This window comes from Pseudomonas sp. SP16.1 (assembly GCF_052682975.1).
Map to the genome: position 1 here is coordinate 2,253,410 of NZ_JBQYFZ010000001.1, position 18,639 is coordinate 2,272,048.

The 18,639-nt window shown below is 68.6% G+C and carries 18 protein-coding genes and 1 pseudogene; 1 reads left to right on the forward strand and 18 read right to left on the reverse strand.

Going from position 1 to position 18,639, the window contains the following annotated elements:
* Positions 1–113: 113 nt before the first annotated feature.
* The 9 genes and pseudogenes from ACUTAF_RS10920 to selD form a co-directional block, all read right to left on the reverse strand.
* A complete protein-coding gene (locus ACUTAF_RS10920; RefSeq protein ID WP_445579975.1) occupies positions 114–2,099 on the reverse strand; it encodes a transglutaminase TgpA family protein in 1,986 nt (661 codons plus the stop codon).
* Positions 2,096–3,049 (reverse strand): DUF58 domain-containing protein, encoded by a 954-nt coding sequence (locus tag ACUTAF_RS10925; protein ID WP_445579976.1) that lies wholly within the window; start codon positions 3,047–3,049, stop codon positions 2,096–2,098. The genes ACUTAF_RS10920 and ACUTAF_RS10925 overlap by 4 nt, the downstream gene beginning before the upstream one ends.
* Entirely contained in the window at positions 3,049–3,966 is a 918-nt protein-coding gene (locus ACUTAF_RS10930; RefSeq protein WP_445579977.1) for an AAA family ATPase, read from the reverse strand. Before ACUTAF_RS10930 ends, ACUTAF_RS10925 begins: the two co-directional genes overlap by 1 nt.
* Positions 3,967–4,064: 98 nt before the next feature.
* Positions 4,065–4,937 (reverse strand): methyl-accepting chemotaxis protein, encoded by an 873-nt coding sequence (locus ACUTAF_RS10935; protein WP_445582431.1) that lies wholly within the window; start codon positions 4,935–4,937, stop codon positions 4,065–4,067.
* Positions 4,920–6,026 (reverse strand): annotated as a pseudogene (locus ACUTAF_RS10940) (HAMP domain-containing protein); the annotation flags it as partial. The pseudogene ACUTAF_RS10940 and the gene ACUTAF_RS10935, both read right to left, overlap by 18 nt.
* 114 nt (positions 6,027–6,140) lie before the next feature.
* Positions 6,141–6,749 (reverse strand): flavin reductase family protein, encoded by a 609-nt coding sequence (locus ACUTAF_RS10945; protein WP_445579978.1) that lies wholly within the window; start codon positions 6,747–6,749, stop codon positions 6,141–6,143.
* The gene (locus ACUTAF_RS10950) at positions 6,749–7,027 is read right to left on the reverse strand and encodes a hypothetical protein (RefSeq protein WP_445579979.1); all 279 of its coding nucleotides are present in this window, start codon (positions 7,025–7,027) and stop codon (positions 6,749–6,751) included. The genes ACUTAF_RS10945 and ACUTAF_RS10950 overlap by 1 nt, the downstream gene beginning before the upstream one ends.
* Before the next feature lie 43 nt (positions 7,028–7,070).
* Positions 7,071–8,192 (reverse strand): tRNA 2-selenouridine(34) synthase MnmH, encoded by a 1,122-nt coding sequence (gene mnmH, locus ACUTAF_RS10955; protein ID WP_445579980.1) that lies wholly within the window; start codon positions 8,190–8,192, stop codon positions 7,071–7,073.
* Positions 8,192–9,226 carry a selenide, water dikinase SelD gene (gene selD, locus ACUTAF_RS10960; protein ID WP_445579981.1) on the reverse strand — a complete coding sequence of 345 codons (1,035 nt, stop codon included), beginning with the start codon at positions 9,224–9,226 and terminating at the stop codon, positions 8,192–8,194. The genes mnmH and selD overlap by 1 nt, the downstream gene beginning before the upstream one ends.
* A gap of 104 nt (positions 9,227–9,330) precedes the next feature.
* On the opposite strand from selD, the gene ACUTAF_RS10965 reads away from it, so the two are divergent.
* Entirely contained in the window at positions 9,331–10,335 is a 1,005-nt protein-coding gene (locus ACUTAF_RS10965) for a patatin-like phospholipase family protein (protein WP_445579982.1), read from the forward strand.
* 6 nt (positions 10,336–10,341) lie between these two features.
* Here the strand turns inward: ACUTAF_RS10965 and ACUTAF_RS10970 are convergent, their stop codons facing one another.
* The 9 genes from ACUTAF_RS10970 to ACUTAF_RS11010 form a co-directional block, all read right to left on the reverse strand.
* Positions 10,342–11,430 carry an AI-2E family transporter gene (locus ACUTAF_RS10970; RefSeq protein ID WP_445579983.1) on the reverse strand — a complete coding sequence of 363 codons (1,089 nt, stop codon included), beginning with the start codon at positions 11,428–11,430 and terminating at the stop codon, positions 10,342–10,344.
* 77 nt (positions 11,431–11,507) lie between these two features.
* Positions 11,508–12,311 carry a DUF4892 domain-containing protein gene (locus ACUTAF_RS10975; protein WP_445579984.1) on the reverse strand — a complete coding sequence of 268 codons (804 nt, stop codon included), beginning with the start codon at positions 12,309–12,311 and terminating at the stop codon, positions 11,508–11,510.
* 8 nt (positions 12,312–12,319) lie between these two features.
* Positions 12,320–12,982, reverse strand: coding sequence for a glutathione S-transferase family protein (locus tag ACUTAF_RS10980; RefSeq protein WP_445579985.1), 663 nt, complete (start codon positions 12,980–12,982; stop codon positions 12,320–12,322).
* Positions 12,983–13,033: 51 nt separating this feature from the next.
* The gene (locus ACUTAF_RS10985) at positions 13,034–13,897 is read right to left on the reverse strand and encodes an alpha/beta hydrolase (RefSeq protein WP_445579986.1); all 864 of its coding nucleotides are present in this window, start codon (positions 13,895–13,897) and stop codon (positions 13,034–13,036) included.
* Positions 13,894–14,697, reverse strand: a complete 804-nt coding sequence (locus tag ACUTAF_RS10990) for an alpha/beta fold hydrolase (RefSeq protein ID WP_445579987.1) — start codon at positions 14,695–14,697, stop codon at positions 13,894–13,896. Before ACUTAF_RS10990 ends, ACUTAF_RS10985 begins: the two co-directional genes overlap by 4 nt.
* Before the next feature lie 98 nt (positions 14,698–14,795).
* A complete protein-coding gene (locus tag ACUTAF_RS10995; protein ID WP_445579988.1) occupies positions 14,796–15,428 on the reverse strand; it encodes a LysE family translocator in 633 nt (210 codons plus the stop codon).
* A gap of 44 nt (positions 15,429–15,472) precedes the next feature.
* Positions 15,473–16,276 (reverse strand): helix-turn-helix domain-containing protein, encoded by an 804-nt coding sequence (locus ACUTAF_RS11000; protein WP_445579989.1) that lies wholly within the window; start codon positions 16,274–16,276, stop codon positions 15,473–15,475.
* Positions 16,277–16,333: 57 nt separating this feature from the next.
* A complete protein-coding gene (locus tag ACUTAF_RS11005) occupies positions 16,334–16,777 on the reverse strand; it encodes a hotdog fold thioesterase (protein WP_445579990.1) in 444 nt (147 codons plus the stop codon).
* 58 nt (positions 16,778–16,835) lie between these two features.
* Complete coding sequence (locus ACUTAF_RS11010) at positions 16,836–18,503, reverse strand: AMP-binding protein (protein ID WP_445579991.1); 1,668 nt, start codon at positions 18,501–18,503, stop codon at positions 16,836–16,838.
* Positions 18,504–18,639 lie beyond the last annotated feature (136 nt).

Consider the following 18,639-nt stretch of genomic DNA (forward strand, 5'->3'; position numbering starts at 1 on the left):
TAGGTGATCCCGGCCCGTCGGGTGTCGCGGGGCCGCCCACGCCATGCGCGCCTGGCATCCCGTTACTCGCGGTGTGCATGGCGCACCCTAGGCGATTATTGCCAGACCAGGCCCTAACGCAACAGGCGCCAGGGCAAGGCCCTGCGCAACGCGCCCAGTGCCTGGCGCAGGGCCGCCCGCGAGGGCGCCTGACCGGCGTAGCGCTGGGCCTCGAAACAACCGGCGAAGGCCTGGATCTGTGCCGCCTGATCCGGCAGCTCGGCGCTGGCGCGCTGGGCGAAGGCGCGCGCCCCCTCGCCCGCCTGGCGCCGCACGCCATACCGTGCCAGCAGACGCTCGAAACGGCGGTAGGCCTGGCCCTGCGGGTCGCGGCGCTGCTGCCAGGGCTTGAGCAGCCACAGCGCCAGCAAGCCGAGCAGCAGCGCGCCGCCGCCAACCAGGGCCAGCGCCAGGCGTTGCCAGTCGAGGCTGCCGAACCAGCGCTGCAGCAGTTGCAGCTGCTGCTCGCCCTGATAGCCCAGGACCCAGCGCTGCCAGCCGTAGTTGAGGTTATCCCAGCCCAGGCGCAACTGGTTGAGCCAGGTCAGCTGGCGATAGCGCAGCGGCGAGAACGGCTGGTCGTCGAGGAAACCCTCCTCCTCGCCCAGCGCCTCCTCGAGACCCTGCTCGATGCGCTGCGGCGCCACTTGATAGGTCGGATCGACGCTGCGCCAACCCTGCCCCGGCTGCCAGTATTCGACCCAGGCGTGGGCGTCGAACTGGCGCACCTGGATGTAGTTGCCGCGCGGATTGAGCTCGCCGCCCTGGTAGCCGGTCACCACCCGCGCGGGAATGCCGGCGGCGCGCAGGACGAAGGTCATGGCCCCGGCGTAGTGCGCGCAGAAGCCGCGGAGCGTGTCGAACAGGAACTCGTCGATGCCGTCCGGCCCCAGCGGCTGCGGGCGCAGGGTGTAGACGAAAGGCTCGCGGTTGAAGTGCTGCAGCAGCGCAGACACCAGCGCATCCGCCTGCGGATACTCGCGCTGCAGCTCGGCGGCCCAGGCGCGGCTGCGCGCATTGCCCTGCGCCGGCAGCTGCAGCGCGCGCAGCATGGTCTGCGGTGGGGCATCCGCCTCGCGCAGCGCCTGCGGCCAGGAGCGCACCTGATAGAGCAGCGAACGATCCACCGGGCGTCGTCGTTGCCAGCGGAAGTCGCTCATCATGCGGCTGCCCTCCAGCGCGGTTACCCCCACGTCGAGAGTGAACAGCCAGGGCTTGCCGCTGGGCTGCATGACGATGCTGTAGTCGAGCGGCTCGCCCACCCTGCGCCACTGTGGAGCAACCGGCAGCTCGGCCCGGGCCGACTGCGACCAGCGCCGGCCATCGAAGCGCTCCAGGGTCAAGGCGCGCCAGTACAGGGTGTCGCGCTCCGGTATAGACCCTTCGAAGCTGGCGCGAAAGGCCAGCGCCGAGGAGCGGCTGAGCTCGGCGATCTCACCCGGCGCCATACTGTCGGACAGACCGGTGACGCCCTTGTCGCTCGGCATCGGCAGCGACCACAGCGGGCCCATGCGCGGAAAGAACAGAAACAGCAGCAGCATCAGCGGCGCGGCCTGCAGCAGCAGGCCGCCGGCCAGGCGCAGGGTCGGCCAGGGCCGCTCGGCGAAGCCGCTGTGCTGCAGGCCGACCAGCGCGGCGAGCAATGCGGACACCGGCAGCAAGCTGTACAGCGCGGCGAGGATGCCGTCGTCGAACAGGTAGGCGGCGGTCACACAGAAGAAGCCGAGAAAGATCAGCACCAGGGCGTCGCGCCGGCTGCGCATCTCCACCAGCTTGAGGACGAAGGTGGCGACCAGCAGCACCACGGCCGCGTCCAGCCCCACCAGGGTGCCACGCGACAGCAGGACGCCGGCCAGCACCAGCAGCATCAGTGCGCCCTTGATCCAGCCGTTGGGGTAACGCGCGCGCATGCGGAAGATCTGCACGCGCCAGGCGGCGGCGCCCAGCCACAGGGCGATCATCCACGACGGCAGGTGAACGAGGTGCGGCAGGATCACCAGCGCCTGGGCCACCAGCAGCCAGGTCAGGGCGATGCGCGGAATGCCCGGCAGCGCGCTCATGCCGGTTCACCGAACAGCGCCAGGGCACGCAGGCAGGTGTCGCGATGACCTTCGCCGTAGTCCGGCGCGATCGTCTGCCCCGGCAGACGCAGACCGAACGCCTGCTGCCGCTCGGCGAGCTGCAGCACCCAGTGACACAGGCGCGACAGGCGCAGCTCCGCATCGCCGCCCAGCTGCTCGTAGTCCAGCCACAGGTCACGTCCGCTGAGACTGGCGAACTCCTTGACCAGCAGGCCCTGACCGCGGGAATAGGCCTTCCAGTCCAGGCGCCGCTTGGAGTCGCCCGGCTGGTAGTCGCGCAGCCCCTGAAAATCGTCGGCGCCCTGGCCGCGGGCGCGCATGCCCTCCTCGTCTTCCGCGCCCAGACCGGCGGCCAGCGGTAACTCGCCTTCCAGCGGCCGTGGATAGACCAGCAGCGCCTGATCCAGATCGACCCAGCTCCAGGCCACCAGCAGGCCCAGCGGGAAACGGCTCTCCACCCGCAGCCGGCCGGGACGCAGCCAGCCGCGGCGCTGCGCCAGCAGGCACAATTCCAGCTCGGCCTGGCCCTGGCGCGGCACGTCGCGCAACACCAGCTCGGCCGGCGGCCAGCCGAGGGCCACGGCCTGATGCTCGCGCTCGCGGCTTTCCAGGCGCACGCGAAAGCGCGCCTGCTCGCCAACGAACACCGCGCCGCCGCCACCGGCCTTGAGCACCAGCCCGGCCAGGTTGCGATAGGTGTGCAGGATGGCGACGACGAAGACCGCCAGCAGCAGGAAGGTCAGGCCATAGGCCAGGCTGTTCTGGTAGTTGATGGCCATCAGCAGCATCAGCAGCAGCGCCACGCCGAACGCCGCGCCCACCCGGCTGGGCAGGATGAAGATGCGCCGCTGGTTCAGCCGCACGCTGGCCGCCGGCGGAATCCGCCGCGCCAGCCAGCGGCTCCACAGCGGTTTCAGCGCGGCGCGCATCAGAGCGCCGGCACTTCGCGCAGCAGCCATTGCACCAGGCTGCCGCCGCCGTGGCCGGCGGGGTCGGCGCGCTCGCGCAGGCGGTGGCCGACCACCGAGGGCAGCACCGCCTGCACGTCCTCGGGGATCACGTAGTCGCGCTCGGCCAGCAGCGCCCAGGCCCGCGCCGCGGCCAGCAGCGCCAGGCTGGCGCGCGGCGACAGGCCCCAGGCGAACTGCGGCTGGCTGCGCGTGGCCTCGACCAGGCGCAGCACGTAGTCGACCAGCGCATCGCTGGCGCGCACCTTGGGCACCTCGGCCTGCAGCCGGGCCAGCTCGGCGTGGTCGAGAATCGGCTGCAGCCGCGGCAGCAGCTCGCGCCGCGCGTCGCCCAGCAGCAGCGCCTTCTCCGCCGCCTGCGCCGGGTAGCCGAGCGACAGGCGCATGAGGAAGCGATCGAGCTGCGACTCCGGCAGGGCGAAGGTGCCGCCGCTGCTCACCGGGTTCTGCGTGGCAATGACGAAGAACGGCTCGGGCAGCGGCCGGGTCGCCCCCTCGATGGTCACCTGGCCCTCCTCCATCGCCTCGAGCAGCGCGCTCTGACTCTTCGGCGTGGCGCGGTTGATCTCGTCGGCCAGTACCAGCTCGGCGAAGATCGGCCCGGGGTGGAAGACGAACTGCCCGCTGTCCTTGTCGAACACCGAGGTACCGAGGATGTCGCCGGGCAGCAGGTCGGAGGTGAACTGGATGCGTTGGAAGCTCAGGCCCAGCACGCGCGCCAGAGCATGGCTGAGGGTGGTCTTGCCCATCCCGGGCAGGTCTTCGATCAGCAGGTGACCGCGCGCCAGCAGGCAGGTCAGCGCCAGGCGCACCTGCGCCTCCTTGCCCAGCAGCACCTGATTGACCGAGTCCAGGCAGGCGTCCAGTTTGCTTCGCATCGTTGGCTCCTTATGCAGACCGCCGATGCTACTGGGCCGCTCAAGTGAGGCAAAGCGCTATGCAATCTTTGCTGACGAAACTGTGAGCACGCCCGCCGTTACAGACGAAAATGCCCGGCCATGCCCTGCAGCTCGCGGCCCAGCTCGGCCAGCTCGATGCTCGAGGCGGCGGTCTCGTCCATGGCGCTGGCCGACTGGTCGGCGATATCGCGGATCGAGGTGACGCTGCGGTTGATCTCCTCGGCCACCGCCGTCTGCTGCTCGGCCGCCGCGGCGATCTGCTGGTTCATCTCGAAGATCAGCGCCACCGCCTCGGCGATGGCCGCCAGCGCGCCCTCGGTCTGGTTGGCGTCGGCCACCGTCTGGCTGACCAGACTGGCGCTCTGTGCCATGTCCGCCACCGCACGGCGACTGCCTTCGCGCAGCGCAGCGATCAGCGATTCGATCTCGGCGGTCGATTGCTGGGTGCGCCGGGCCAGGGCGCGCACCTCGTCGGCCACCACGGCGAAGCCGCGGCCCTGCTCGCCGGCGCGCGCCGCCTCGATGGCGGCGTTGAGCGCCAGCAGGTTGGTCTGCTCGGCGACGCTCTTGATCACCTCCAGTACCGCATCGATGCGCTGGGTATCCTGGCTCAGGCGCTGGATGCTGGCCGTGGTGGCGTCCATCGCCTGGGCCAGCTGGTCGATGCGCTGCAGGGTCTGGCGCACCACCTGGGTGCCACTGCCGACGCGCTGGTCGGCCTGCGCGGTGGAGGCCGCGGCCGCCTCGGCGTTGCGCGCCACCTCATGCACGGTGGCGGTCATCTGGCTCATCGCGGTGGCGACCTGGTCGGTTTCCAGTTTCTGCCCGTTCACCCCCTGGCGGGTCTGCTCAGTCACCCCGGAAAGCGTCTGCGCGGAACCGGAAATCTGCGCCACCCCGCCCTGCAGGCGACCGACCATCTCGCGCAGGTTGCCGGCCATGGTCTGCATGACCGCCAGCAGCTGGCCGACCTCGTCGCGCCGATCGACCTCGATGCGCGCGCTCAGATCGCCGTCGGCAATGCGTTCGGCCAGACCTATCACCCGCTTCAGCGGACGCACGATGGCCAGACTGATCGCCACCGCGGCGCCCAGGCCGAACAGCAGCGCCAGGGCCGCCGCCAGCAGGATCAGCCCGCTACTCGCCTGCTGTTCGGCCTGCATGGCCTGGCGCTGCAGCGCGAGTGCCTGCTCGACCCGTTCGAGCAACTGCTCGATCTGCGCCACCAGTTGCACATAGACCTGCTTTTGCTGCTGCAGTTGACCGGCGTATTCCTTGAGCCGCTCGTTGAAGGAGTCGACGTTGACCACCACCTCGCCGACCACGGCGGCGTAGCCGGGGTCCTCCAGCGCGTCGCGCAGCTCGGCGGCCAGCGCCTGGGCCTGGCCGGCCTGGGCGATGTCGGCCTGCTCGACCGCATCGCTGCGGCGGCTCGCCTCCAGGCGCTGGCGTGCCTGGTCCAGCGCCTGCAGCAGCAGCTGGTGAATCTTGCCGACCTGGCCGGCCTGCAGCACCGCATCGCCGCCCTGCTCGCCCTGGCTGCGCTTGAGCAGGTCGACACCGTCCTCGCTGAGGCCCTCCTGCAGCAGGTCGAGGCTGTTGGCGGCGCTGACCACCAGCCAGTCGGCGGCCTGCAGCGACAGCTGCATGTTGTCGGTGAGTTCCACGTAGCGGGCAAAGGCGTCGCGGTAGTCGGCCAGCGCCGGCCCGAGCTGCGCCAGGACGGCGGCGGTGCCTGCGTCCAGCTCGCCCTGCAAGGCGGCACTGGCCTGCGCGATCGCCTCGGCCTGCTCCGCCAGGCGTTCAGCATGCTGCTTGTCGCCGGCCAGGGCGAAGGCCTGCTCGCTGTGGCGCATGCGCAGCACCTGCTCGCCGAGAGCGTTCATGCGTTGCTGCAGCGCCGCACCGGCAGACACCTCGCGCAAGGCCAGTAGGCCGATGCCCGCCACCAGCGCGGTGAGCACCAACACCAGGGCGAACCCCAACGCCAGTTTGCTGGCCGTGCTCAGGCTGGCCATCCGATTGGTTAACGAGCTCATGACCACCCCCGCCTACTGCAGCTGCCCCCGGACTACGGAACATAGGAGCGCAACCCTGCTGGCGACAAGCCAGCAAGGCGGCGATTGGCAGATTCAGCTAACTGGAGGTCGCTTTCAGAGCGGCCGCTGCATCTGGAACAGCTCGCGAGTGCGGCAGTAGGCGCTGCCGCCGAGGCGGCCGACCAGGTCCAGCTTGAACGGATCGAGGCGCCCCTGCTCGCTCAGCACGGCGTCGTCGATATGCGCCAGCAGCACTTCGGCGAAGATCAGGTGGCAATTGGGGTTCTCCGCCGGATAGGGCTGGATCTGCGCCACGCGGCACTCGAAGGTCACCGGCGCGCCGGCCACCCGCGGTACGTCGATGCGCTCGCACGGCAGGCTGGCGATATCGCAGTGGGCGAACTCGCTGACGTCCGACGGCAGAACGGCCGCGCTGGCGTTCATCGCCTCGGCCTGGGCGAAGCCGACCAGCTGGATCGCCAGTTCCCCGCTTATCTGCGCGTTGCGCAGGCTGTCCTTGAGGCTGCCGTCGTCGCGGGTGTTGACGTTGACCAGCAGGGTCGGCGGGTTGTCGCTGATCACCTGGAAGAAGCTGAACGGCGCCAGGTTCGCGACCCCTTGCGGCGAGCGCGTGGAGACCCAGGCGATCGGCCGCGGGGTGACGCTGGAAGCCAGCCAGCGGTAGGCCTCCAGCGGGCTGAGGGTGGCGAAGTCGAGTCGCATCAGCGCCCCGCCCGCGATTCGCGAATATAGAAGCGTGCCCGCTCGGCCTTGCTGGTGCAGCCCTCGTAGGCCTCGAACTGCTGCTGGGTCTTGGCCGCGGTGAGCAGCGACAGCGCCTTGGAGTAACTGACCGTACCGGCGAAGCCCTCGGCCTCGGCGATGCTCAACTCCTTCCACGCCGCATCCAGCTGACGGGCGCAGGTATCACGGTAAACCGTCTTGCCGGCGCAACCGCTCAGCGCCAGCACCAGCACGGACAAACAGATCCAATGTTTCATCGACCACACTCCTGATCAGGACATGACTACGGATTTATCCAGTTTAGGACGCCGACGTCCCGGGAAAGTGCCCGTTTCGCTGACGCAGATACTCCACCACCGCCTGCTGCTCGCCGACGAACTCGATGCGCCCGGCCTTGCTCTCGCGCTGGAAGACGTACATAGGATCGTAGTACTCCACCAACAACGCCTCGATCCAGCCGCGATGGGTATCGACCTGTCCGTCGGCAACCTGCTCGCCAAGCGCCTGGTCCATGATCGCCGCCAGGCGCTGGTAACGCTCGCCACCGAGGCGCCGGGTGATGTTGGCCAGACTCTCGCGCAGGCGGGCGGCGAAGGCCGCGAAACCCGCCTCCTCGCCATGCGCGGCAATGAACTCGGCGCACAGCTCGACCACATAGGCCTGCAGGATACGCCCGACGCGATTGTCCAGGCTGTCCTCCAGCCAGACCAGCGGATAACCCTGCATGGCCTGGTACAGCGGCAGCGGCAGGGAGCAGCGGCCGATCAGCCTGGCCTCGTCTTCCAGCACGAACTGCCGCTGGCCACGGGCGCGGCGCTTGAGCAGGTCGATGGCCAGGGCATTCTCGAAATCGATCTGCGCCGGCTGGGCACTGGCGCGCTTGCCGAAGCTGGAACCACGGTGGTTGGCGTGGCCCTCCAGGTCGAGGGCGTTGTCCAGCCGGGCCACCACCTCGGTCTTGCCGGTGCCGGTCATGCCGCCGACCAGGACGAAATCGCACTCGGCCACCGCCTGTTCGCTGGTGTCCAGGAGGAAGCCGCGCATGGCCTTGTAACCGCCGATCACCCGCGGGTAGTCGATGCCCGCCTCGCTTTTCAGCCACTGCTGGACGATCTGCGAGCGCAGGCCGCCGCGGAAGCAATACAGGTAACCGTCCGGATGGGCCTTGGCGAAGGCGGCCCAGGCGGCTATGCGCTCGTCCTTCAGCGCACCGCTGACCAGTTGGTGGCCCAGCTCGATGGCCGCCTGCTGGCCGTGCTGCTTGTAACAGGTGCCGACCTTCTGCCGCTCGAGGTCGTCCATCAGCGGCAGGTTGACCACGCCGGGGAAGGCGCCCTTGAGAAATTCCACCGGCGCGCGGGCGTCCATCATCGGCCGGTCGTTGAGGAAGATGTCGCGGTAGTCGGCGCTGTTGTCCCGCATCACAGCACCTCGACCGCGTGGCGCCGTCGCTCGACCATCTCGCCGATGGGCGCCAGGTCCAGGCCCAGCTCGGCGGCGACGGCGAGGAACTCGGCCTCGCCTTCCGGCGCCACGGCGACCAACAGGCCGCCGCTGGTCTGCGGGTCGCACAGCAGCAGCTTGGCCAGCTCCGCCAGCGGCGCGATCTGCTCGCCGTAGCTGTCGAAGTTGCGCAGCGTGCCGCCGGGCACGCAACCCTGCTCCAGGTAGTATTCGACGCTGGCCAGCCGCGGCACCCTGGCGAACTCCACACGCGCGGTGAGCCCGCTGCCGTCGGCCATTTCCAGCAGGTGGCCGAGCAGGCCGAAGCCGGTGACATCGGTCATCGCCTTGACCCCGGCGAGCTTGCCGAAACGGCTGCCGGGCTTGTTCAGGGTGCACATCCAGTCGCGCGCCAGGCCGATGTCCTCGCTGCGCAGCTTGGCCTTCTTCTCCGCGGTGGTGAGAATGCCGATGCCCAGCGGTTTGCTCAGGTACAGCTTGCAGCCAGCCGTGGCGGTGTCGTTGCGCTTCATATGGCGCTTGTCCACCAGGCCGGTTACCGCCAGGCCGAAGATCGGCTCGGGGGCGTCGATCGAGTGACCGCCGGCCAGCGGGATGCCGGCCTCGTCGCACACCGCGCGACCGCCGCGGATCACCTCGCGGGCGACCTCCGGGGCCAGCAGGTTGACCGGCCAGCCGAGGATGGCGATGGCCATCAGCGGGTCGCCGCCCATGGCGTAGATATCGCTGATGGCGTTGGTCGCGGCGATACGGCCGAAGTCGTAGGGATCGTCGACGATCGGCATGAAGAAATCAGTGGTGGAAACCACCCCGCGTTCTTCGTCTATGGCGTAAACCGCGGCATCGTCGCGCGAGGCGTTGCCGACCCACAGACGTGGGTCGAGATGCTGGGCGCCGCTGCCGGCGAGGATCACCTCCAGCACCTTGGGGGAAATCTTGCAGCCGCAACCGGCGCCATGGCTGTACTGGGTCAAACGAATCGGCTCGCTCATGTCTCTCTCTTGCATCGACGACTGGCGGCGGATTCTAGCAAAGACCGCCTTGGCGCCGCGCGCCTGCGCGAGTAAGGTCGAAACATGGATGGGGGATCTTTCGCATGAGCAAGAAGGTGGCGCTGGTATTGGGCTCGGGGGGCGCGCGCGGTTACGCCCATATCGGCGTGATCGAGGAGCTGCAGGCGCGCGGCTATGAAATCGGCTGCATCGCCGGCTGTTCCATGGGCGCGGTGGTCGGCGGCATCTTCGCCGCCGGCAAGCTGCGCGAGTACCGCGAGTGGACCGAGAGCCTGGACTATCTTGACGTGCTGCGCCTGCTGGACGTCAGCTTCCGCCTCGGCGCCATCCGCGGCGAGCGGGTGTTCGGGCGCATCCACGACATCGTCGGCGAGATCAATATCGAAGACCTGTCGATCCCCTTCACCGCGGTGGCCACCGATCTCACCAACCAGCAGGAGATCTGGTTCCAGGAAGGCTGCCTGCATCAGGCCATGCGCGCCTCGGCGGCGATTCCCAGCCTGTTCACCCCGGTGGTACAGGGCAAGCGCATGCTGGTCGACGGCGGCCTGCTCAACCCGCTGCCGATCGTGCCGGTGGTGTCCAGCCATTGCGACCTGATCGTCGCGGTCAACCTCAACGCCACCAACCATAGCCATTACCAGTTGCCGGTGATCGAACGGCCGGCGGCGCTCAAGGGGCGCATCGACCAGCTGATGACCTCGCTCGGCTCGCGCCTGCCGAGCTTTCGTCGCAAGGGCGAGGACGAACTTCTGCTGCTGGCCGAAGAGCAGCAGCGCGCCGATGCCCTCAGCCCGGCGGGCGCGCCGGACCGCGGCGAGGACGAGCCCGCACCGAAGTCCGCCAGCGGTTCGCGGGTGGCCGATTTCAGCGGTCCGGCCTCGTTGCTGGAACTGATCAACCAGAGCTTCGAGGTGATGCAGACCTCGCTGGCACAGTACAAGATCGCCGGCTATCCGCCGGACATCCTGATCAACGTGCCCAAGCGCGCCTGCCGCTTCTTCGAGTTCTACAAGGCCCCGGAGCTGATCATGCTGGGACGCCAGGTCGCCCGCGACACCCTGGAGCGCTACGAACGCGAGCGCTGAAGTGCCTCAGCTGCCCTGCTCCTCGCCCGGCAGCGGCCGCTCGACCAAGGCCTCGGTCGGCGGGGCCTTCTCCGCGACCCAGTCGCTGAGCAGGCTGTAGGCCACCGCAAGCAGGGTCGGGCCGAGAAACAGGCCCATGAAGCCGAACGCCAGCAGCCCACCGAACACCCCGAGCAGCACCACCACCAACGGCAGGTTGCCGCCACGGCTGATCAGGTAGGGTTTGAGGATGTTGTCCACGCCGCTGATGACGAACATGCCCCAGACGCCGAGGAACAGGGCAAAACCGTAGTCGCCCTGCCACACCAGCCAGGCGGTGGCAGGCACCCACACCAGCGGCGGGCCCATCGGTACCAGACTGAGAACGAAGGTCAGAATTCCCAGCACCAGCGCCCCCGGCACTCCGGCGATCCAGAAACCGATCAGCGCCAGCAGGCCCTGGGCCGCGGCGGTGCCGATCACGCCGTTGACCACCCGCTGCACGGTGCCGGCCACCAGTTCCAGGTAGTGGTCGGCGCGCTCGCCGATCAGCCGCTCCAGCAAACTGTGCACGAACACCGCCAGGCGCGGGCCGTCGCGGTAGAAGAAGAACACCAGCACCAGGCTCAACCCCAGCTCCAGCATGCCGCCGCCGAGCTGGGCGCTGCGCGCCAGCAGCCAGTTGCCGACCTGACCGAGATAGGGCCGCAGGCTGGCGAAGAAGGCCGCGCCCTGCTGGTCGACGGTCAGCCACAGGTTGGCCAGGCGCTCGCCCAGCAGCGGCAGGCCGACCAGCCAGCTTGGCGGCGACGGCAGGCCTTCGACCTGCAGGTCCTTGATCAAAGCGTTGGCGTCCTTGACGTGATCGGCCAGGTTGAACCCCAGCCAGATCAGCGGCACTGCCACCAGGATCACCCAGCCGCAGGTGAGGATGCCCGCGGCCAGCGACAGCCGCCCGTGCAGCGCCTGGGTCAGCAGGCGCATCAGCGGCCAGCTGGCGAAGGCCAGCACCGCGGCCCAGAACAGCGCCGACCAGAACGGCGCCAGCACCCAGAGGCTGGCGGCCAGCAGGCCGAGCAGCAGAATCTGCACCAGCAGACGATCATTTGTGGCCATGACCCGAAACTCCCTTCGTTGCAACGACAGAGCGCCCCTGAAGGGCGCTCTTGATGTGCCTGGTTGTGCGGCGCAGCTTAGCGCAATAGACGCACCGCCAGGGCCTCGCCGGCACCGTCACCGAGCTCCAGACGCGCCTCGCGCACACGCAGGGCGATCAGCGCCTCGCGCCAGGCCTGCGCCTGGCTGCCGGAAAGGCTGACGCGCAGGGTGCTGTCGAGGTTGAGGCTGCGCGCCAGTACCTCGGCCCAGGCGCTGTCCGCCCGGGCGCTGTCCGGCAGCTGCAATTGTCCGTCGCTGCGCAGCTGGCGCAGCAGCGTCGCCGGCGTCGGCAACAACTCGCCCAGCGGCGCCTCGGCATCCAGCTGCTCGGCGTGCAGGTAGGCGCGGCGGTTGCCGCGGGTGATGCTGTACAGCGCCAGCAGGCTGTCGTGGTTGGGCTCGGCCAGGCGCAGCAGGGCATAGGCCTGCTGCTCGTCGGAGCCGTACAGGGTAGCGTTGCCGAACACCGAGTTGGCCCACAGGCTGCTGGCGCCGCACTCGCGTCCCTGGCACCAGTAGAGCAGCTCGGCGCCCCGCTCCAGCAGGGACTCGCGCGCGGCGCTGAACACCTGGTCGGCGCTGTGGGTGCGCGGCAGCTCGTAGGTCACCGCAACGTGCCGGCCCTGCGCCAGGATCTCGCGCTCGTAGCGCAGGCGGCCGCTGATGCGGCGGACCGAGCCCTGCGGATAGATGCGTTCAAACTGCGAGCTTTCCCGAAAGTCGACGATCTTGCTCGCCGGGAAACGCGGCAGGCTGTCGAGGTCGCGGCTGCCGGGCGGCTCGGCGGCGAGTACGGCACCGCTGCACAGTCCCGCGGCAAGTAGCGCGACGAATCTCATGCGCGTCCTCATTGGATCAGCATCGCTTGCGCGGCTTTTACCAGACGCGCCTCGTCGGTCTCGCGCTGCGGCACCTGCAAGCCGCGCAGCACCGCCGGGCGCGCGGCGATGGCGTCCAGCCAGCGCTGCAGATGCGCCAGCCCGTCGAGCGAGACGCCGGCCCAGTCGTGCGCGCGCACCCAGGGGAAGCAGGCGATATCGGCGATGCTGTAGTCGCCGGCGAGGTACTCGGCCTCGCCCAGGCGCGTGTCGAGCACCTCGTAGAGCCGGCGGGTCTCGTGCTGGTAACGGTCGATGGCGCCCTGCAGCTTTTCCGGGAAATAGCGGAAGAACACATTGGCCTGGCCCTGCATCGGGCCGACCCCGCCCATCTGGAACATCAGCCACTGCAGCGCCCGCGAGCGTCCCTTGGCGTCGCTGGGCAGCAATTGGCCGGTCTTCTCGGCGAGGTAGATGAGGATGGCGCCGGATTCGAACACGGCGAAGTCGTCATTGTCGCGATCGACGATGGCCGGAATGCGGCCGTTGGGGTTGATACGCAGGAAGGCCGCGGCCTTCTGCTCCTTGCGCTCGAAACTGAGGGCGTGCACCTGATAAGGCAGGCCGAGTTCCTCCAGGGCGATGGACGCCTTGTGCCCATTGGGGGTAGCGGCGGTATACAGGTCAATCATGCGATCCTCCATGGCAGACCGCCACACCTTTCCCCATGAGCCGTCGGCAAGTCAAGGCGAGCGCAAGAATGGATTGAAACAATCCGCGACACGTTGCGCGCCGGCCTCGTCGTCCAGGTGCAGGTGGTGGCCGCCCGGCAACCGCTGCAGCTCGAACGGCAAGCCCTGCAGCAACTGCTGCACCGCCGGCTGCGCCTGCATCATGCCCTGCTCGGCCAGCACCAGGCTGACCGGGCATTGCAGGGCGCGGACGAAGGCCTGGGCATGGGCCCAGCTCAGGCGCAGGGGCGAGGCCAGGGTCAGGCGGCTGTCGGTGCGCCAGGTGTAGCCGCCGGGCACCGGCATCAGGCCGCGCTGGGCGAGCAGTTCGGCGGCCTCGCGGCTGACCGCGCCGACGCCCTTCATCCGCGCCTCGACCGCCCGTGCCATCTCGGCGTACACCGGCTTACGCTTGCCATCCAGCGCCAGTCGCGCGCGCAGCGCCTCGCCGAGCTTCTCCGGCGCCGTGTCGGCCTCGCCGGTGTAGGGCACCAGGCCGTCGATCAATGCCAGGCGGGCGATGCGTTCGGGCATGGCGGCGGCCAGCAGCACCGCGGTGATCGCGCCCATCGAGTGGCCGAGGATGGCGAAGCGCCGCCAGCCGAACTGTTCGGCCACCTGCAGCACGTCGTAGGCGTAGTCCCACAGGGCGTAGCCGGCGCCCGCCGGGCGGTGCTCGGAATGGCCGTGGCCGGCGAAATCCAGGGCGACGATGCGCAGCCCCTCGAGCTTCGGCGCCAGGCGGGCGAAGCTGGCGGCGTTGTCCAGCCAGCCGTGCAGGGCCAGCACCGGCACGCCGTCCTCGGGGCCGTAGAGATGGGCGGCCAGTTCGATATGCGGCAGGCTCAGGCGGACTTCTTCGAAACAGGCGCTCATGCGGACTCCTCAAGCGGACTGGCCCAACGAGCGAACAGCTGGCGCAGCAGCTCAGCGGTGGCCTGCGGGCGCTCCAGGGGGAACATATGGCCGCCCGGCAGGCTCAAGTACTCGCCGCGCGGCATGCGCCGCAGCAGGCGGGCGTGATGCGGCAGCACCACTCGGCTGTGGCGGCCACGCACCATCGCCAGCGGTACCGCCAGCTGCTGCGGGCGCCCCGGAGCGGTGTGTGGCACGCTGCGATAGATGCTGATCTCGGTGGCCGGGTCGAACTTCAGGCGCAGGCCCTGCCCCGCCGGCTGCAGGCCATGACGTACGTAGGCGTCCAGGCATTCGGGATCGAAGCGGCGGAACAGGCTCTTGGCGACGAAGTAGTCGCGCGCCTCGGCCAGGTCGGCGAAGGCCTCGCGCCGGCCCAGGGTGCGCCCGGCCGGGGTGATGCGGTCGATGAAGCCGAAGCGCTTGGCGACGCGGATCAGCATGCGGTCGGCCAGGGTCAGTACCGGCGAGTCGAGCATCACCACGCCGCGGTACAGCTCCGGCCTGCGCAACGCGGCGTGGTAGTGCAGCACGCCGCCGAGGGAATGGCCGACGCCCCAGACCGGCTCGTCACCGCCTTCCAGGTGATGGATCAGCTCGGCGACCAGGTTGGCCCAGTTGTCGTCCACCGGAAAGCGCGGATCGTGACCGTGCTGCTCCAGGTGGCGCACCCGGTAGTCCGGCGCCAGGGCGGCGAACAGCTTGGCGTAGGTGGCCGAGGGGAAACCGTTGGCGTGGGCGAAGAAGATCGGCTGCGACATGCGCGGCCCTCGCGAAATGGACACCGGGCGATTTTCCGGCAGCCCCGCCGCCGCGGCAATGACCGTAACCGCCATTGATGGCGGCGCTATGGCCAGGGCTATAGGAACAGTCGCGCAAGGATACTCGCCGCCACCAGCAGGAATACCAGGCCACAGAGGAAATCGATGGTCGGGGCGATCTTCAGCAGACGCTGGCGCATCAGCGGGCGGCTCAAGGTCATGCCAAGCAGGCTGAACCAGAACAGGCTCAAGCCGAACAGCAGCGCCGCACAGGCCATCTTGCCCGGTAGCGACATATCGGCCGGCACCAGGCTGCTGAGCAGTGCCAGGAAGAACACCAGCGCCTTGGGGTTACCCAGGTTGGTGAACAGGCCGCGCAACCAGGGGCCGAACAGCGACGGCGCAAGCTCGCCATCCAGTCGCCGGCTGCCAGCACCGCCACGCCACCAGGCTTGCACCGCGCCGATGCCCAGCCAGCCCAGGTAGCAGGCGCCGCCGACCTGCACCAGATCGAACAGCCACTGGGTACGGCTGAGCAGCAGCGCCACACCGCTGAGTACCAGCGTACCGTGCAGGAGAATGCCGCATGCCAGGCCCAGTGCGCTGAGCAAGCCGGCGCGTCGGCCCTGGTGCAGGGCCGTGCGCACCACCAGTGCCACATCCGGGCCCGGGCTCACCAGCGCCACCGCGAACACGGCAGCCAGCGACAGCAAGACGGATGTCTCCTGCATGATGATCTCCAGAGAGCGAAAGAGGTGAAACGAAAGATGCGGGCTCAGCCCTGGCGCAGGCGCGCTGGTGGCAGGCCGTAAGTACGGCGGAACAGGCGCGAGAAGTGCGCCTGGTCGTAGAAGCCCAGGCGCAGCGCTATCTCGCTGAGCGGCTCGCCTGCCAACACCAGCGGCAACGCCCGCTGTAAACGCAACTGCGTCAGCCACTGGTGCGGCGGCAGCCCTGTGTGCTGACGGAAGCGGCGCAGCGCCTGCCAGGGACTCATGGCACAGAACGTCGCGATCTCTTCCAGCGAAGGCGGATCGTCCAGGCGGTTTTCCAGCCAGTCGCGCAGGCGCTGCCAGGTGCGATGGTCGAAAACGCTGTCCGGCTCGCTGATGCGCAATGTCGAGCCCATCTCCAACAAATGGGCCAAGGCCTGCCAGAGCGCGCTTTCCTGTGCCAGCCTGGAGCCTGCGAACGTCGCCGCATGGAATCGCTGCAGGTGCTGCGACAACAAGGGATGACGCAGACTCGCCGTGGTCAAGCGTGGCGCGCCCTGGCGCCCGTCGCTCAAGGTACGACTGGCCTCGTCAAGCCAGTACGGATCGAACGCGATCACGCGAATGCGGTAGCTCTCCCCATCCAGGCAGGCGCCATCATGAATCCCCTCCGGCGCCATCAGCAGCACATCCCCCGCCCCGACCTGACGGCGCTCGCCGCGATAGTCATAGCGGTGCCGGCCCTGAATCAGCAGGCCGACGTGATACTCCAGGTGAAAGTGCCTGGGAAAGGCGAAGCGGCGGTACTCGGCATCTATCAGGCGAACGCCGGGCAAACTGCTCTGGATGTGCGTGATCTGGTCCATGGCGCCTACTCTAGCGCCATGGATCGGGCAAATCTTGGATGAAATTGCAGGACGGTTTCAGCGCTGCGGCGGCTGCTCGCCCAACGGCACGATGGCCATGGTCAGCCGGGAGATGCAGCTGGGCCTGCCGTCCTCGCCACTCAGGCGGATGTCCCAGACATGGGTGGTGCGGCCCAGGTGCACCGGCCGCGCCACCGCACGCACCCTCCCGCTGCGCAGGCCACGCAGGTGGTTGGCGTTGACCTCCAGGCCGACGCAGTAGAAGCGGCTGCTGTCGATGCACAGGTAGCTGGCCATGGAGCCGAGCGTCTCGGCCAGCACCACCGAAGCGCCGCCGTGCAGCAGGCCGTAGGGTTGATGGGTGCGCGTATCGACCGCCATGCTGGCGCTGATCGACTGGTCGTCGAACGACTCGAAGCGGATGTCGAGCAGCTCGCCGATGGTGTTCTTCTGCAAGGCGTTGAGCGCGTCGAGATCGGGAGTTCTTCGCCAAAGGGTCATGCAAGGTTCCTTGTCTGTTGGACGGTAACGGGGCCGGCGCATGCCGGCCGGCTCGCATTCACTCGTGCCAGAGCACCGCTTCGCTGCGCTGCTGCCACTCGGCGAAGCGCGCGCCGTAAGTGCCTTCGACCACGTTGCGCTTGATCTTCAGGGTCGGCGTGAGGAAACCGTTCTCCACCGCCCAGACCTCCTTGACTAGCACCAGCCCCTGCAGCCGCTCGTGCTGGTCGAGGCGCCGGTTGACCTCCTCGAGCAGGTTCTTCAGGCTGTTTTCCAGTGCACCGCGGCTGTCGTTGGCGGCCTCCTGGCGACCTACCTCCGACAGCACGCAGAGTGCCAGGGGCTGCGGCAGGCCGTCACCGACCACGCAGACCTGCTCGATGCGCGAATGCTCGCCGAGGCGGATCTCGATGGGCGCCGGCGCCACGTACTTGCCCTTGCTGGTCTTGAAGATCTCCTTGATCCGCCCGGTCAGGCGCAGGTTGCCCTCGGCGTCCTGCTCGCCCTTGTCGCCGGTACGCAGGAAGCCGTCGTCGGTAAGGGTCTCGGCGGTCTTCAGCGGGTCCCTGTAGTAGCCCAGCATGGTGGCGCCGCTGCGCACCTGCACCTCGCCGTCCTCGGCGATGCGCACCTCTACGCCCGGGTTGTTCTGGCCGATCCAACCCGACTTGAACTTGCCCGGCCGGCACACGTGGGAATAACCGCAGTTCTCGGTCATGCCGTAGACCTCCTGGATCTCCATGCCCAGGCGGCGATACCAGTTGAGCAGCGTCTCGGGCACCGGAGCGGCACCGGACAGCGCGTAGCGGATGGCATCGAGGCCCAGCCCGGCCAGCACTTTCTTGCCGATCAGGCGGCCGATAAGCGGTAGCTTCAGCAGGCGGTCGAGCCGCTGCGCCGGCATCTTGGCGTACACCCCCATCTGGAACTTGGTCCAGATCCGCGGTACGCCGAACATCACCGTCGGCCGCGCGCGCCGCAAGTCGGCGAGGAAGGTGTCCAGGCTTTCGGCGAAGAAGATCGTCTGCCCGGCGCAGAGCGAGGCCAATTCGACGAACATGCGCTCGGCCACGTGGCACAGCGGCAGATAGGACAGCAGGCGGTCGTCCTCGCCGACGCCGAACAGCTCGATGGCGTTGCTAGCGGCGAAACCGAAGTTGGCGAAGCTGTGCATCACGCCCTTGGGCGTGCCGGTGGTACCGGAGGTGTAGATGATGGTGGCCAGCTGATCGGCCGCGGGCCTGGGGTCGTCCTGGATCGGCGCGCAGCGCTGCAGGTCGTCCCAGCTGTAGTCGAACTCGCCCGGCGGGTGCAGCGGCAGGCTCACGGTCGGCAGGCCCTGGGACAAGCCAGGCGCCATGGCCGGCCAGTCGTCGAGCTTGCCGATCAGGGCCAGCGCCGCTTCGGAATGCTCCAGCACCTGGCGCAGCGAGTCGGCAGTGAGGTTGGGATACAGCGGCACCGAGACGTGCCCGGCCATCCAGATCGCCAGGTCGGCGATGATCCAGTGCGCGCAGTTCTTCGACACGATGGCGATGCGGCTGCCCGGTGCCAGTTCGCGACCGCGCAACCAGCGCGCGGCGCGCCGCGCCTGTTCGCCGACCTCGGCCCAGTTCAGCTCCAGCAGCTGGCCGCCACCGAGGGGCTGCACCATGTAGCGCTTGTTCGGGTGCCTTTTCTCACGCTCGTAGAACAGATCGAGCGGCAAACGGATCGCATCGGCCACAGGGCTTCCTCCTTGTTGTTCTTATGGGGTCAACCAAGCACTTGCTTGGTCGACTATTCCACGCAGTCAAAGGAGGCGCAAGTTAAGAAATGTTTCTTCGGGAGCCCGGATGAAATCCGCCAGGCGGCGACTCCGT